General features: G+C 51.5%; 10 protein-coding genes. 4 read left to right on the forward strand and 6 right to left on the reverse strand.

Annotation, left to right across the window (positions count from 1 at the left end; genetic code table 11):
* Positions 1 to 310: 310 nt before the first annotated feature.
* Complete coding sequence (gene ptsP, locus SFC07_RS02620) at positions 311 to 2,008, forward strand: phosphoenolpyruvate--protein phosphotransferase (RefSeq protein ID WP_411206668.1); 1,698 nt, start codon at positions 311 to 313, stop codon at positions 2,006 to 2,008.
* Between the two features lie 137 nt (positions 2,009 to 2,145).
* On the opposite strand, the gene SFC07_RS02625 is transcribed toward ptsP, so the two are convergent.
* The 3 genes from SFC07_RS02625 to lexA form a co-directional block, all read right to left on the reverse strand.
* Positions 2,146 to 3,111: a 1-phosphofructokinase family hexose kinase gene (locus tag SFC07_RS02625; protein WP_411206669.1), complete on the reverse strand. Its 966-nt coding sequence runs from the start codon at positions 3,109 to 3,111 to the stop codon at positions 2,146 to 2,148.
* The gene (locus tag SFC07_RS02630; protein WP_411206670.1) at positions 3,108 to 3,887 is read right to left on the reverse strand and encodes a DeoR/GlpR family DNA-binding transcription regulator; all 780 of its coding nucleotides are present in this window, start codon (positions 3,885 to 3,887) and stop codon (positions 3,108 to 3,110) included. Before SFC07_RS02630 ends, SFC07_RS02625 begins: the two co-directional genes overlap by 4 nt.
* A 324-nt stretch (positions 3,888 to 4,211) precedes the next feature.
* Positions 4,212 to 4,964 carry a transcriptional repressor LexA gene (gene lexA, locus SFC07_RS02635; protein WP_411206671.1) on the reverse strand — a complete coding sequence of 251 codons (753 nt, stop codon included), beginning with the start codon at positions 4,962 to 4,964 and terminating at the stop codon, positions 4,212 to 4,214.
* Between the two features lie 328 nt (positions 4,965 to 5,292).
* Here lexA and SFC07_RS02640 point away from each other — a divergent pair, with 328 nt between their 5' ends.
* Both SFC07_RS02640 and nrdR read left to right on the forward strand, forming a co-directional pair.
* Positions 5,293 to 5,715 (forward strand): hypothetical protein, encoded by a 423-nt coding sequence (locus SFC07_RS02640; protein ID WP_411206672.1) that lies wholly within the window; start codon positions 5,293 to 5,295, stop codon positions 5,713 to 5,715.
* 88 nt (positions 5,716 to 5,803) lie between these two features.
* Positions 5,804 to 6,256: a transcriptional regulator NrdR gene (gene nrdR / locus SFC07_RS02645; protein ID WP_411206673.1), complete on the forward strand. Its 453-nt coding sequence runs from the start codon at positions 5,804 to 5,806 to the stop codon at positions 6,254 to 6,256.
* A gap of 104 nt (positions 6,257 to 6,360) precedes the next feature.
* Here the strand turns inward: nrdR and hrpA are convergent, their stop codons facing one another.
* Positions 6,361 to 10,269: an ATP-dependent RNA helicase HrpA gene (hrpA, locus tag SFC07_RS02650; protein ID WP_411206674.1), complete on the reverse strand. Its 3,909-nt coding sequence runs from the start codon at positions 10,267 to 10,269 to the stop codon at positions 6,361 to 6,363.
* 147 nt (positions 10,270 to 10,416) lie between these two features.
* Between hrpA and SFC07_RS02655 the strand changes: the two genes are divergently transcribed.
* A complete protein-coding gene (locus SFC07_RS02655) occupies positions 10,417 to 11,565 on the forward strand; it encodes a hypothetical protein (protein WP_411206675.1) in 1,149 nt (382 codons plus the stop codon).
* 162 nt (positions 11,566 to 11,727) lie between these two features.
* Here the strand turns inward: SFC07_RS02655 and SFC07_RS02660 are convergent, their stop codons facing one another.
* A complete protein-coding gene (locus tag SFC07_RS02660; protein WP_411206676.1) occupies positions 11,728 to 12,714 on the reverse strand; it encodes a hydrogen peroxide-inducible genes activator in 987 nt (328 codons plus the stop codon).
* A gap of 177 nt (positions 12,715 to 12,891) precedes the next feature.
* A complete protein-coding gene (locus SFC07_RS02665; RefSeq protein ID WP_411206677.1) occupies positions 12,892 to 15,432 on the reverse strand; it encodes a DEAD/DEAH box helicase in 2,541 nt (846 codons plus the stop codon).
* Positions 15,433 to 15,456 lie beyond the last annotated feature (24 nt).

Below are 15,456 nucleotides of genomic sequence, written 5' to 3' on the forward strand. Positions count from 1 at the left end.
TCAGTTGTACTGAAAAAACTTGAGATTCTTGCGGAAAAAGGGCCTTTTTAAAGGCATTTTTTACACAATGTGTCTCAGGTCACTACAATGGTGTTATCGCAAAGATAACTCCCAAAAACCAAGTTAAACTGCGAAAACTTCAAATGTGAGCAGCATCTCATTCTTAGAAATATTGTGCCCTCATAACAACAATGTATGTTGATATGTGTTTGTTTGTCAATATGATTATGTTTGATTAGTTGCACAACTGTTGATTTTGTGGTGATCTTGAGGGAAACAAGTCTCAGACTGTGAGGATAAGGTGGCTATTGTGGCCGATGTGATTAATGACACTGTACTGAAGGGTACTGGCGTCGTCGGTGGAGTTCGTTATGCAAGCGCAGTGTGGATCACTCCGCGTCCGGAACTTCCAACCGCAGGTGAGGTTATCGCTGAAGAAAACCGCGAAGCAGAGCTAGAGCGGTTTGATAAGGCAGCAGGCACCGTCTCTGCACGCCTGCTTGAGCGTTCAGCCCATGCTGAAGGCCCTGCCGCTGAGGTGCTTAAAGCTACCGCTGGCATGGTCAATGACCGTGGCTGGCGCAAGGCTGTTATTAAGGGTGTTAAGGGTGGACATCCTGCTGAATACGCTGTTGTGGCAGCTACCACCAAGTTCATCTCCATGTTCGAAGCAGCAGGTGGGCTCATTGCCGAGCGTACCACCGACCTCCGCGACATCCGTGACCGCGTCATTGCAGAGCTGCGCGGCGAAGAAGAACCAGGTTTGCCAGACGTTGCTGGTCAGGTCGTGCTTTTTGCAGACGATCTCTCACCAGCTGACACCGCAGCGCTAGACACCGACCTCTTTGTCGGCCTGGTCACCGAGTTGGGCGGCCCAACCAGCCACACCGCAATCATTGCGCGCCAGCTCAACGTTCCTTGTATCGTGGCCACCGGCTCCAAGATCAAGGACATCAAGTCCGGCGAAAAGGTGCTTATCGACGGCAGTCTTGGCACTATTGAGCGCAACGCCGATGAAGCTGTGGCTACCAAGCTGGTTGCTGAATCCATGGAGCAGGCTGCTCGAGTAGCTGAGTGGAAGGGCCCAGCCCAGACCAAGGATGGCCACCGCGTACAGCTGCTTGCTAACGTTCAAGACGGCAACACCGCACATCAGGCTGCAGAGACTGAGGCCGAGGGTATTGGCCTCTTCCGTACCGAGCTGTGCTTCCTCTCTGCAACCGAAGAGCCTTCCGTTGACGAGCAGGCAGAGGTCTACTCCCAGGTCTTGGCTGCATTCCCATCATCTAAGGTCGTTGTACGTTCCTTGGACGCTGGTTCTGATAAGCCAGTTCCTTTTGCCTCCATGGCAGATGAAATGAACCCAGCACTTGGTGTGCGTGGTTTGCGCATTGCGCGTGGGAACGTTGAATTGCTGACCCGCCAGCTTGATGGAATTGCTAAGGCTGTGCAGGATCTTGGCCGTGGCGATGAAGCCCCAACCTGGGTTATGGCACCTATGGTTGCTACCGCCTATGAAGCCAAGTGGTTTGCCGATATGTGCCGCGAGCGTGGCCTTATTGCCGGCGCCATGATTGAGGTCCCGGCAGCTTCTCTTATGGCTGACAAGATCATGCCTCACCTGGACTTTGTCTCCATCGGTACCAATGACCTCACTCAGTACACCATGGCCGCTGACCGTATGTCCCCTGAACTGGCATACCTCACTGACCCTTGGCAGCCAGCTGTGCTGCGTCTGATTAAGCACACCTGTGATGAGGGCAAGCGCTTTGATACCCCAGTTGGTGTCTGTGGCGAAGCAGCAGCAGACCCACTGTTGGCGACCGTACTGACCGGTCTTGGAGTTAACTCCCTGTCCGCAGCATCTACGGCTCTTGCTGCAGTTGGTGCTCAGTTGGCAGAGGTTGATTTTGAAACCTGCAAGAAGGCAGCTGCAGCAGCATTGGATGCCGAAGGTGCAACCGAAGCTCGCGCAGCCGTCCGCGCAGTTATCGAAGCAGCAAACTAGGACTGTGGCCTGCCGAATAGCTTGATTGGCAGGCATACCTAGGAAAAGAAGTGGTCCAAAGTCTTTTGACTTTGGACCACTTCTTTTGTTCTTTTTGGCTTCTGTTTTGGTTGGGGTGAGGCGGCGGTGCGGTGGGCTTAAGAAAGCGCCCGGACCTCAACAAACTCTGGCAGCAGACGATCTGGGGTAGGAATAAAGTTATCCCACTCGCTGCCTTGAGCATTGGCATAAGCAACGGCGCGCGCAAGATTAACCGCAGAATCATTTACCTCAAGGTTTGAGGAGAGGAAACCTGCGGTAAAGGATTCACGCCAGTTAATCCCTTGTTTTCCGGAAGCCTCCGAGTAGGTAGCAAGAAGGGCTTCATCCTCAGCAACTAACAGTGCTTCTTTGCGCTTATTGGTAACGATAACCTGTTTGATTCCCTTGGTGACCAAAGACTTTGCGGCTTCAAGCAGTGGCTGTTGATCGCCATTAGCCCAAGGATCACGCAGGCTTCCAGGGGCGTGGCCAAGGCTTTGTTCTAGTTCTTCTGCTGGAACAATCAAAGTGTCTGGGGCAGTGGCTGCCAGCTGGCGCACTACAGCGCGAAGAGCATTACCGGTGGCTGCGATCGCTACCTTTACATCTGGGTGGTAGAGCCTTAGGGATCGAACAACATCAACGTACCAGGCAGCTGGTGCAATGGCGGGAAGATTACCGCCTAAGAGAACCCACGTTGCATCCTCGGCGCGACGTACTACGAGGTCACGCAAAATTGCCAGCTGAGAAATATCCAAAGGCATAGGGGAGTGCTTAAAGCGAGTTTCATTCCCAGCTGTATCCCGCATTGTCAGGTGCATGGGGATTGGACCTGGCACTGGAATGATCTCATGTGGCAGACCAGCTAGGGTGACCAACCGCAAATAGTGGGAAATCTCTGGGGCTGGGAAAACTGTAAAGGTTTCAATGCCACCATAAAACAGGGTCGCAGCAACACCGGTGCCAAATCCGCCGGCAACCGTAGAGACCTGGGTGATGGGATTGGCTTCACCAATGTTGATTTCCCCATTTACTTCATTGGTGCTGAGCAGGTAAGGGCTGACCGTCACAGTAAGGATCATTTTGCAATCACAACCTCTATTCCGCGTTCGCGCAACTGCTCAACAAAACTGTCAGGGGCACCGGAGTCGGTGACGATAACATCAATATCGTCGATTGCTCCGAAACTTACCAGATAATCGGTACCCATCTTGGTGGAGTCACACAAGACGACCACCTTATGTGCATTAGTAATCATGGCTGACTTCATGGCTGCTTCTTGGGAATCAGCGGTGGACAGACCATGGTCGAGAGTGAGGGCATTGGTACCGATGAAGACCACATCTGCGCGCATGAGCGCCAAAGTGCGTAGCGCAATATCACCGACAACTGCCTGCGTAATCGCGCGGACGCTGCCACCAAGGAGTTGTACGTCATCCAAACCAGCATTAGCTAGGTTGAGGGCGATGGGAAGGCAGTTAGTAACGATTGACCATTGCTTGGAATGTGGATGCTCTGCGATGAGATCCGCGAGTGCGGTGACAGTGGTACCGGCATCCAGGAAAAGTCCGCCATGGGACTCTGGCAAGAACTGCATGGCAGCCTTGGCGATGGAATATTTGGCTGATGAAGCAGAACGGAATCGAGTATCCAAACTCAACTCGGTGGTTTGGAAAGACTGGGTAGCTACCGCACCGCCATGAACTCGATGGACGATTCCCTCCCTATCCAAAACTGCGAGATCACGTCGAATTGTTTCAGCGGTGACGTTAAACCGTCCTGCCAATTCCGTGACATTTACTCGGCCTTCCACCGCTGTCAACGATGCGATCTGGCGGCGTCGCTCCTCTGCGTACATGTCACTCCCTTAAAACAAAAAGCTTAGCTATAAAGTATGTCCGATCTATTCCTCTAGTATTTCACTGAATTACGCCCAAATATGATTTTTTGTGCTGAGGGTAACGATCAAAAATCCTCAAATTCACAAAAGTGGGCAGCGTTTTTTATGAATGTCACAAATTTAAGCGGAAAACCCACAGGTAAAACCACTATTAGTGCTCTCTTTGGCAAAAATCGGACACTACCCCTAAAAAGGGGTAGAAAAAGCCCCGACTAGAAGTGCTCACGTGAAAAACACATTTAGTCGAGGCGTAAAAGGTAAAGGACTAGGGCTGAGTGTCGGTTAAAGCTTGCGCATAACCGAAACAACCTTGCCCATAATTTCAGCATCTTCGCCTGGGATTGGGGTAAAAGAATCATTATGGGGGAGAAGCCACACTCCGGTGGAGTCCTTGTGGAATTCCTTAACCGTTGCCTCGCCGTCAAGCATGGCAGCGACAAACTCACCTTGTTCAGCAACTGGTTGGGAGCGAACAACAACCCAGTCGCCATCGAGAATGCCAGCATCGCGCATGGATTCTCCAACTACCTGCAACATAAAAAGCTCGCCCTCGCCGACGATCTCCGCAGGAAGTGGGTAGTACTCCTCGATATTTTGCTCGGCAAGGATTGGGCTGCCTGCTGCGATTTTTCCTACCACTGGAATGAAGGACGCTTGGGCGGCAAACTCTGTTGGTGAAACCGCAGGAGTTTCGGCAGACTTGGACTTCTCCACCTTTGGGGTACGGGATTCAGTCTCAGGTAGGTGGCGAACGTCGACAGCGCGGGGCTTATTGGGATCCCTGCGCAGGAAGCCCTTCTTTTCCAACTCTTTGAGCTGATAAGCCACTGAGGAGGTGGACTGCAATCCTGCAGCATCGCCAATTTCACGAATGCTTGGTGGATATCCGCGAAGAACGACGGCATCTCGAATGACCTCTAAGATTCGGCGCTGCCTATCGGACAAACTTGCCGGATCTGGCTTGCCATTGGGCAGGGTCTTGGCAGTGCGACTACCGCGACTTCCTCTAATTCCACTTTTCTTTTCAGCGGCCATTGTGTGTTCCTTTCATCAAAATCTTTTTGGTTTTTGAACCTTCAAAACTGCTCAAGATCTCTGCCAGCAACTACAGGTCTCAGCAAATGAATTCAGCTCAGTAGCTATTCGAACTTTTGTCAACAATCTCAATTTCTAACCATACATGTTTTCCAGCGGGAATGGTACGAGTGTTCGAGATTTCTTCGTCAACTATGGACAATGTTCGAGAGGAATGATATAAATCGAACATAGAAAGTTACTCGAACATGTGAACGGTAAAAGTGTTCGAACGTGTCTTGGTGGAGAACTAAGATGTTGGAAGATAAACACGGAAGGTTTGAAAACGATGACCGATATGGCAGTTAACATGCACCAGGAGCGAAAAATGGCACAGGGTTTGGTGGTACCTTCGGCGGCGGTATGGATGGCCGAAACACCTCGAAATAGTGATACGAAAGTGGTTAATGTTCGAACGCTTGCAGATTCGAATAGTGGTAGGGTTCAACCTCTGAGGAATAGTCAAATAGGACGGCCTTATCCACCTATTTATTTACCTCGGCATGTTGCAAATTCACCGCAAGATCTTGAGCAAAAGCCAGTAGTTGATCCCCACGGACGTTCGATTAAGGAAAACCTGAAGCAGTGGGCAGGTGGTGGCATCTTTGGCCTGGTGGTTTTTGTCTGCTTAATTTGGTCCCAAGCGGGGGAGGAAGAAATAGCTCCAACCTTTCCTGAGGCTCAGATGGTCGGTGTTTCGCTCGGGGAATAGTTCGAGCCATTACCTGCTGGCATACACTGGCATGTGCAAATTTAGAATGCAGGGTTGCTAAAACGCTTCACATAAAAGGAGTCTGCACATGTACTGTCCCTTCTGTCAGCATGACCACTCAAAGGTAATTGACTCTCGTGTTATTGACGGGGGAAGTGCCATTAGACGTCGTCGCGAGTGCAATAACTGTGGTGGCCGGTTCACTACCGTTGAGAAAGCAATCTTGTTAGTGGTGAAGAGGAACGGGCTGACAGAACCTTTTAGTCGCGAAAAGGTGATCACCGGTGTACGTCGCGCCTGCCAAGGCCGAGATGTTTCCGACGATGCTCTTAAACGCCTAGCTCAGCAGGTGGAAGAATCTGTTCGAAGTAGTGGTAGCTCGCAAATTAGGGCCAATGAGATTGGACTTGCCATCCTCGATCCGCTTAGAGAACTCGACGAGGTCGCCTATCTTCGTTTTGCTTCCGTGTACAAATCATTTGAAAGTGCTGATGACTTTGAAAAAGAAATCAGACTGATGCGCCGCCGGGGTAGGGAATAGTTTCTCACTTTAGGCGTCGAATAAAGCTTCAAAACTAGAAAAGATCGTCTCAGCTTCCCTTTGAAGGGAACCGGAGACGATCTTTTAGTCTCTTAATGGGATTATTAACGAAGCTTGTCTACAGCCTTGCGTACTCGCTGGGCGGATACAGGTTGCGGAGTTCCAAGGCGTTGGGCAAAGAGGCTTACCCTCAGTTCTTGGATCTGCCACAAAATATCTTTAACCTCTCGAGTATTACGCCTTTGGCTTGGCAGTTTTTGCAGGCGAGATTCAAGATATTCTTCTACTGCATTTACCTCATCTTGGCGGTCCGCATCTCGATCGGGATTTAGAGACATCTCCTCCATACGGATTTCAATCGCATGCAAGTACCGGGGAAGATGCCGTAGGCGGCTGATTCCATGAATACTGATGGCTTGTTTGGGTAAGAGGAATTCAAGCTGAGACTTAATGTCGTCGATTGCAGCACCGGTCCACTGATTAACCTCAGATCTAAGTGATGCATAATGCACCAAAGCCGGTGCAAGATCCACTACAGTGCGTCGCACTGCGCCAGGTGTGGCGGGCTTTACCTTCGCGAGAAGCTCCTGAAACTCATCTGGAGAGCGAACAGCACCGCCATTGGCGATCATAAGATCCCTAATAGCAGCCACTTTGGCATCACTGACCAAACCCTCAGCTCCGCCGTGGGGATAATTGTCCACCGCCACCTTTTGCTGCAGGGGAAGGCCCTTGACCATTTGTTTTGCCGACACTTCAATTTCTCGCATGAGCAAGGTCAAAGTCGAGGTGATCATGGAGGCGTCGGCTGCTGCCTTAGTAGGCAGTACCTTCACGGAGACACCAGTTGGAGAAACCACAAGAGCTGGATAGGCAGATACCTTTTGGCCATCTACAACGGTTTCGATTTCTTCATCGATCGTTCCCAAGGTCTGGGCAGTCCACTCCTTGGTCTCGTCTTGCTCAGAGTCCTTGGCCACACTAGAAACCGATGCCTTGATTTGATTGGCGCGACGCTGCTTAAGCTTGTCCAAATCCTTATCGCGGTCGATAATCTTGCCTCGGCGGTCAACTGCAGCATAGGTAATGCGGAGATGATCGGGAAGCTTAGTTGGGTCAAAATCGCTGGCATTGATACCGGCGCCGCCCAATTGACGGAGCGCATCGGCCAATTGCGTTGTCAGGGGAGACGCATAGGGGTGCAGCAGTGCAAGCGAACGCTTAGCAAACTCCGGAGCAGGCACTACAGTTCGGCGCAGTGCCTTAGGCAGACTGCGGATAAGTTCTGTAACGAGGTCAAGCCTTACACCTGGAACTAGCCAGTCGAATCCTTGAGTATCAAGACCGCCCAATACAGGAATAGGGATGAGAACGGTGACACCGTCATCACGGTGGCCGGGTTCAAAGTGATAAGTGAGATCAAAGACCAAATTGCCCTTCAACCACTTATCGGGGAAAGCCTCTTCGCTAATGCTGTTGGCTTCCTCATTCATGAGCTTTTCTGGGTCAAAGTCTAGAAGGTCAGGCTGTTGCCTCGAGGTCTTCTTCCACCAGGAATCAAAATTGCGGGAGGTGGTGGCATTTTCGGGAAGCTTTGAATCGTAGAAGTTAAATAAAGTTTCTTCATCAACAATAATGTCGCGGCGACGTGCCTTGGCTTCAAGTTCACCGATCTTCTCGAGCTTTTCTGCATTGTCGTGGAAGAAGCGGTGATGGGTGTTCCAATCACCTTCGATTAGAGCATGTCGGATGAACATATCGCGAGCCGCAACTGGATCAACCGAATGATAGGGAACAACCTTGTCAGCAATGATCGTGACGCCATAAAGCGTTGACTTGCGGTGCACCATCGCAGCTCCACGCTTGGAAGACCAATAAGGCTCAGAATATTGGTACTTCAACAAGGAGCCGGCGAGCTTTTCAACCCACTCGGCCTCAATTTTGGCCACATCGCGAGCCCACAAACGTGAGGTCTCCACAAGCTGTCCAGCCATAACAAACTGTGGTGGCTTCTTGGCAAGGGCAGAACCTGGGAAGACGAGGAATTTGGTGCCACGGGCACCGGAAAATTCCCGGCTTTCACCATCACGGGCACCGATTTGGGAGAGCAAACCAGAGAGCAAGGACTGGTGGATAACATCAGGAGCGGCAGCGTTAGCTACGTTTTCCTTTTTGTCCCATCCAAGTTGCTGGCCCACCTGCTCGAGCTGACGGACAAGATCCCACCATTCGCGGATGCGCATATAGTGCAGGAACTCTTTTTTCATCTGTTTTCTAAAGGCATTTCCGCTGCTCTGTTCGCGCTGGTCGGAAATGTATTCCCAGAGCTTGAGGAAGCCTAGGAAATCAGAGGTGGTGTCTTTAAATCGGGCATGAGATTGATCCGCCTGAGCTTGGAACTCCAGGGGACGCTCGCGCACGTCCTGAATGGTCATTGCGGCCACGATCACCATGACTGGGTAAAGTGCACCAAGTTTATTGGCTTCCACCAGCATGCGGGCCATGCGTGGATCGACAGGAATGAGGGCCAGATCGCGCCCGATGGAAGTTAGACGGGGAGAGCCATCCTCTGCGGAATCCTCGGCCAATGCGCCCAACTCGTGGAGTAGTAAGATGCCATCACGAATAGAGCGCTGCTCAGGGGGCTGTACAAAGGGGAACTCGTTAATATCGCCCAAGCGCAGCGAAGCCATACGCAGGATGACGCTGGCAAGGTTGGTGCGCAGAATTTCGGGATCAGTAAATTCTGGGCGTGAGGCAAAATCTTCTTCGGAGTACAAGCGGATGGCAATACCATCGGCAACACGGCCACAACGTCCCGAACGCTGATTGGCGCTGGCCTGGGAAATCGGCTCAATAGGCAGGCGTTGGACCTTGGTGCGCACGGAATATCTGGAAATACGCGCGGTACCAGTATCAACAACATAGTGAATACCGGGAACCGTCAAAGAGGTTTCGGCAATGTTGGTGGAAAGCACGATGCGCCGCCCGGAGTGCGGACTAAAGACGCGGTGCTGTTCCTCATTGGACAGTCGACCAAAAAGGGGAGTGACCTCGACACCTTTCCACCGGCGTCCCTCGATGGCTTCCATGGCATCGCGAATATCTCTTTCACCAGCGAAGAAACAGAGGATATCGCCATCGCCTTCCTCCATGAGCTCTTCTAGTGCAAAGCACAGTCCATCGAGGGGATCGATATCAATGGTCTTATCGCCTTCTTGGATTTCTAATGGGCGATAGCGGATCTCTACGGGGAATGTACGGCCGGACACCTCGATGATGGGAGCGGGCTTTTTGTTAACGTCGGCAAAATGCTCGGCAAAGCGCTCAGGATCAATGGTTGCGGAGGTGATAATGACCTTGAGGTCGGGGCGCTTGGGCAGGAGCTGACGCAAATAACCCAGGATGAAGTCAATGTTGAGGGAGCGCTCATGGGCTTCGTCAATGATGATGGTGTCATAGGCATTGAGAAAGCGATCACGCTGCATCTCGGCGAGGAGGATACCGTCGGTCATCAACTTCACTGCGGTTTTGGGCGAGACTTTGTCGTCAAAGCGGATCGCATAGCCAATGGTCTGGCCAATTTCTTGATCTAATTCATCGGCAATGCGCTCGGCCACCGTACGCGCTGCTAGTCGACGAGGCTGAGTGTGACCGATAAGTCCACGGCGACCACGGCCTAGCTCCAAACAAATTTTAGGAATCTGGGTGGTTTTACCGGAACCGGTTTCACCAGCAATGATCACTACTTGGTTATTAAGAATTGCCTCCGCGATATCATCCCGACGTGCACTAACTGGCAAAGTCTCGGGATAGGAGATATCGGGAATAAGCTGCGTTTTTGCGTCGAAAAGCGCTCGTGCTTTGTCGATGTCAGCTTTAATGGCAGCAAGCGCCTTGGGCGCGCGGGCCTTGGACAATCGACGCCTAAACGTGCGTTCTTCGTTTAGGGAGACTCCCTCGAGGAGTTCATAAAGTGATGCCTTGGAAAGGTTGGATTCAGAAGTAGTCATGACTAGGGGAATATTCTACTAGTTTGTTAAAAAATACGACGACTCCTTAACCTGTAAGACAGGTAGGGTGGAAAAGTGAACATTCGGTCATGTTGTGTCATATGAGATTTGACGTACAGATTTAGCTAGGGGAGTACTTAGAAAACCATGAGTCAAGACAGTCAAGACAAGGACAACGCAGACAACTTCGATGCGGAAAACTCCGGCGGGGAACATTCTGATGCCGATCGCTTCGATGAAGATGGTTTTCAGCGTTATGGACAAAGCGAATGGAGTGCTGGGGTGCGTCCAAAATATGAACCTACCTCGCACCCTGAAGATGCACCAGGAGGTCTTCGCCCCTACGGTGCAGCAGGGTCACAGGCGCAGGATCCCTATAGTGGCTATTCCGCTGGCCAGCAGGGTAGCTATGGCGTAAACCCTTACCCCGACCCTAATGCTGGCTACCAGGCAGGAGCCTTCCAAGGTGCTGGCTACCGCGCGGACGCTTATCAAAGCGGTACCGCGGGGCAGCTCCCATTGGAAACTGGCACTGGCCACGTTGACCTTATGCGGGCTGTGAAATTTGGATTCCGCACTGTATTTGCCAATCCCGCGATTTGGATCTTGGGCACGATAGTTTTGGGCATCGCTTATATGCTGATTAGTGGGCTCAGTGGCATGATTGCTTTTGCCATCGATCCTGAAGGCACCGCAACTGCGGGTAATAGTATGCTTTCGCCAGCAAATCTTGCAGTGAATGTGCTGATGTTTATTATCAGTTCCGCGGTGACAATTTCTGTTCTCGCGGGAGCGTTGGTGGCAGTTGATGGCCAAAAAACCGCGCTGAGAGACTTTTTCAAACCGCAAAATGTTAGCCAAACAGTTCTACTGCTCTTTATTATCGGCGTGTTTAGCCTGGTACTGAGCAGTATTTCCTCTGGTATAGCAACAAATGCGATTACTGTTGATGAGGTTGCTGGTACTTTCTCCGTTGACGAATCCAGCCTGGGAATTTTGGCAGTTGGGCTTTTGATTATCGCCCTGTTGAGCCCCTTGTACAGTTTTTGGACTTTTTATACAGCTGATGGCAAGCACACCGCGGCCAGTGCGGTCTCCCAGGGAATTAAGGATGCTGCGCGGAATTACCCCAAGCTCTTGCTCTTCCAAATCCTTGGTGGTTTTGTACTGGTAGTTTTTGGCTTGGTGACACTTTTGCTCGGATTTATTGTGCTAATTCCGGCTTATTTCCTCGCTTGCGCCCACCTTTATCGGCAGATGAGCGGTGGCGCAATTCCGGCCGAGCTCCGGGTTTAGCGCCCTAGCCCCAGACCCCAAACCCAAAACACTAGCGCCACACGAAAAGCCCGTAACGTGCTCCTGAAAAGTGCACGTTACGGGCTTATTCATGCACGAGCCTCAAAGCTTAGAGCCAAGAAAACCGAGCAATAAATCACCGAACTCTAAAACTGCTAAACCCTAAACTCCAAGCGATGGGGATGAAGACTTAATCTCAATGCCAGTTTCGCGCGCATGGTCCAAAGCGCGCATAAAAGCCCGCTGTAAAATGCGGGCAAATTGCTCAAACTCTTCAGCACGGGATGAAGAGGAACGGTAAACCAAGCCCATGCGACGGTTCGCAGTAACATCACCGCTGAAGTTCGCAGTGGCTAGTCCCGGGCGGGTGCATTCCCAAGGAACCGCGCTGACAGGAACCAAAGTGGAACCATGTCCAGCAACAACCAATTGCATAACGGTGGTCAAGCTGGATGCACGGGTAACGGCAGTGGTGGAACTAATCGGATTAATCTCTGCGCGTCGGCACAGATCCACAATCTGATCGTGCAGGCAGTGGCCATCTTCCAACAGCAGGAGATCGAGGTCATCCAGAGCCGAGAGCTGCAGGTCTTGACGTCCGGCAAATTGGTGTTTAGCAGGCACGACGACAATAAAGTCCTCGTCATATAGAGGAATTTCCTTCATTCCGGGAGCCTCAGAAGGCAAAGCCATCATGGCGACGTCAATCCGCCCATCGCGCAAGGAAGCTAAGAGGTGCTTGGTCTGATCCTCCACAATATGTGGCTCCAAATCCGGATATTCCTCATCCACAATGGCCAACATTGAAGGCAAAATATAAGGCGCGGCAGTGGGAATAATTCCCACAGTCAACGGCCCGGTAAGTGAACCATTAGCGCCCTGAGCATGGGAAAGGAAGGAGTCAGCGGCATCTAAGGTGGCCTTGGCATAAGGAAGAAGCTTCTCGCCAGCTGGGGTCACAATAACTTTGCGAGTGGAGCGTTCAATAAGCTGCACCCCCAAACCATGTTCCAAAGCAACCAAAGCCTGCGAGAGGGAAGGCTGGGAAATAGATAATTTAGCTGCAGCGGTACCAAAATGTTTGCATTCGGCGATGGTAACGAATGTACGCAACTGCGCAAGGGTAGGCCGGTACTCTTTATTGCTCATGCCTATAATACTATCCAGATAACTAAGAAATGTGTAATGAAAAACAGTAACTCACAATTCAATACGCTGGCTCTATAGGTTTAACCGCTGAATTGACCTAAAAACCCGCTTATCGACGCCGCCCCGCACCGCGCCCCTAAAGGCACGCACCGGGGTAACCACCCCGGCGCGCACATTTTAGTTGTAATCGAGCTCCAGCGTCTTAAAACGCACTTCACCTGCTTCATCAGAGGCATCAAGATCCACAGTTGCTACAAAGGCAAAGGAATTATCTCCTTCTGGATCCTTGATTGTTTGACGCACCTGCCACAGCCTGCCGCTTTGTTCAAGCTTGAAGAACTCAGGTCCACGCGCAGCAGGGCCGGTATCTAGATCAGCATATTCCTCAAAGTATGCATCCATGGCTGCGCCAAAGTCTGGAACCTCATCCAGATACTCCGTCATGGTTGCTAGCTGGTCTTCCTTTTCATAAGCAAAGAGCTCTACCAAGCGGAACATGGCGTTTCGAATCATGATACTAAATGCGCGACGGTTGGCGCTGAGCGCAGTTGGATCCTCGACACCGAAGGCCAGCTCACGTTCCAGGGCTTCCTTAGAAATCGGCGCATCAGGATCTGCCATTTGTGCCCACTCATCTACCAGGGAAGAGTCCACCTGTTTGATGAGCTCGCCCAGCCAAACGACCACGTCATTAAGCTCCTCAGTGGTTGCTTCCTGTGGCAAGGAGTGCTGCAGGGTGCGCCATGCATCAGTGAGATAGCGCAGCGCTACACCCTCTGATCGAGCAACTCCGTAGGTGGCCACCAAATCCGAGAAGGTCATGCCGTGTTCAATCATGTCGCGTACAACAGACTTGGGCTTGATCTCAAATTCCTTAGCCCAAGGATGACCTTCGCGGAAGGTCTCAAAGGCTTGTTCCAGCTCATTTTCTAGTGGCTTAGGCCAGGTGACATCTTCAATCAGTGCCATTCTTTCGGTGTATTCCACACCTTCAGCCTTCAGCGCTTCAATTTCATCTCCTCGCTTGGCCTTTTGCTGGGCAATAAGGATCTGCCGGGGATCTTCTAGGATTGCCTCAAACACGCTGATGACATCAAGAGTGTAGGTGTCTGATTCCTTATCCAATAAGGTCAGCGCAGCCAAAGCAAAGGGAGAAAGTGGCTGGTTGAGGGCAAAATCGCGTTGGAGATCCTCAGTGAGGGCATAGTAGCGACCATTAGAGTCTGGCCCATTGGGAACTTTCTCCACGATGCCAGCATTGAGCAGGCCACGGAAGAGCTCAATCGCGGTAAGAATGTCCTTATTCTGCTTGGTTCGGGTGTCATGGTTTGAACGCAACAGGTGCTTCATATGCTCAAAGCCATCACCATCGCGCGCGATGACATTAAGCAGCATGGAGTTGGAGACTTTAAAGTTGCTGGTCAACTGCTCCGGTTCAGCCGTGGTGAGACGCTCATAGGTCTTCTTAGTCCAGGTCACTTCACCCGGGCGAGTAGCTTTGAGACGAAGTTTTTTCAGCTTCTTAGGATCAGAGCCCGCCTTTTCGCGGAGACGATGATTTTCAATCTCATGCTCGGGAGCTTGGATGACCACCGTACCGATGGTGTCGTAGCCAGCGCGGCCAGCACGGCCGGCAATCTGGTGGAATTCACGAGACTTCAACACGCGCTCGCGGGAACCATCAAACTTCACCAGGCCTGTCATCAACACGGTACGAATGGGGACGTTAATGCCCACACCTAGAGTGTCGGTGCCACAGATAACCTTCAAAAGGCCTGTTTGGGAGAGTTTTTCCACCAAGCGACGGTACTTGGGCAGCATGCCTGCGTGGTGCACACCGATGCCACGGCGCAGCAGCTTGGAGAGGGTTTTACCGAAGGTGGTGCTGAAACGGAAGTCACCAATTTCAGCAGCAATACGCTCTTTTTCCTCGCCATTGATAATGGTCATGGAAGTTAACGACTGTGCTCTTTCGATGGCGTCACGCTGGGTAAAGTGCACCACATAAATGGGAGCTTTGCCGCCTTTTAGCAGCTCTTCAATGGTTTCATGAATGGGGGTATAAACATAGGAGAATTCCAAGGGAACGGGGCGTTCGGTGCCACCGACAAAGTTGGTGGTTCGCCCAGTACGTTCGCTGAGGTCTTTTTCCAACCATTCAGTATCGCCAAGGGTCGCAGACATTAAGAGGAACTGCGCACGGGGTAGCTCTAAAAGAGGCACTTGCCAGGCCCAACCACGGTCTGGCTCAGAGTAGTAGTGGAACTCATCCATGACTACCTGGTCAATATCCGCTGCGGCACCATCGCGTAGAGCAATATTGGCCACGATTTCTGCAGTGGCACAAATAATTGGTGCTTTGCCATTAACTGTGGCATCGCCAGTCATCATGCCGACGTTTTCTGCGCCAAAGATTTCACAGAGTGCGAAGAATTTCTCACTCACTAGGGCTTTAATGGGGGCGGTATAAAAACTGCGCTCACCGCGGGCCATGGCGATAAAATGAGCGGCAATTGCCACCATGGATTTACCTGAACCGGTTGGGGTAGCCAGGATGACATTGTCCTTGGCGAGGATACCCAGGGCAGCTTCTTCCTGGGCAGGATAAAGGGAGATCCCACGTTCACGCGTCCACGCCAAAAAGCTATCAAAGATGGATTCATCCATCAGGCTTTCGGGGACGTCTGAAAGATCCGGCAACATTTGAGAAAGGTTCACAGTTAACTAGCGTAGCTAACCCGG

Source organism: Corynebacterium callunae, assembly GCF_046592015.1.
GTDB lineage: Bacteria > Actinomycetota > Actinomycetes > Mycobacteriales > Mycobacteriaceae > Corynebacterium > Corynebacterium callunae_A.

Bases quoted from the DNA above. Each gene is read 5' to 3' on its own strand.
- SFC07_RS02625 (WP_411206669.1), bottom strand. From the start codon at position 3,111: ATGATCCTTACTGTGACGGTCAGCCCTTACCTGCTCAGCACCAATGAA.
- SFC07_RS02630 (WP_411206670.1), bottom strand. From the start codon at position 3,887: ATGTACGCAGAGGAGCGACGCCGCCAGATCGCATCGTTGACAGCGGTG.
- lexA (WP_411206671.1), bottom strand. From the start codon at position 4,964: ATGGCCGCTGAAAAGAAAAGTGGAATTAGAGGAAGTCGCGGTAGTCGC.
- SFC07_RS02640 (WP_411206672.1), top strand. From the start codon at position 5,293: ATGACCGATATGGCAGTTAACATGCACCAGGAGCGAAAAATGGCACAG.
- nrdR (WP_411206673.1), top strand. From the start codon at position 5,804: ATGTACTGTCCCTTCTGTCAGCATGACCACTCAAAGGTAATTGACTCT.
- hrpA (WP_411206674.1), bottom strand. From the start codon at position 10,269: ATGACTACTTCTGAATCCAACCTTTCCAAGGCATCACTTTATGAACTC.
- SFC07_RS02655 (WP_411206675.1), top strand. From the start codon at position 10,417: ATGAGTCAAGACAGTCAAGACAAGGACAACGCAGACAACTTCGATGCG.
- SFC07_RS02660 (WP_411206676.1), bottom strand. From the start codon at position 12,714: ATGAGCAATAAAGAGTACCGGCCTACCCTTGCGCAGTTGCGTACATTC.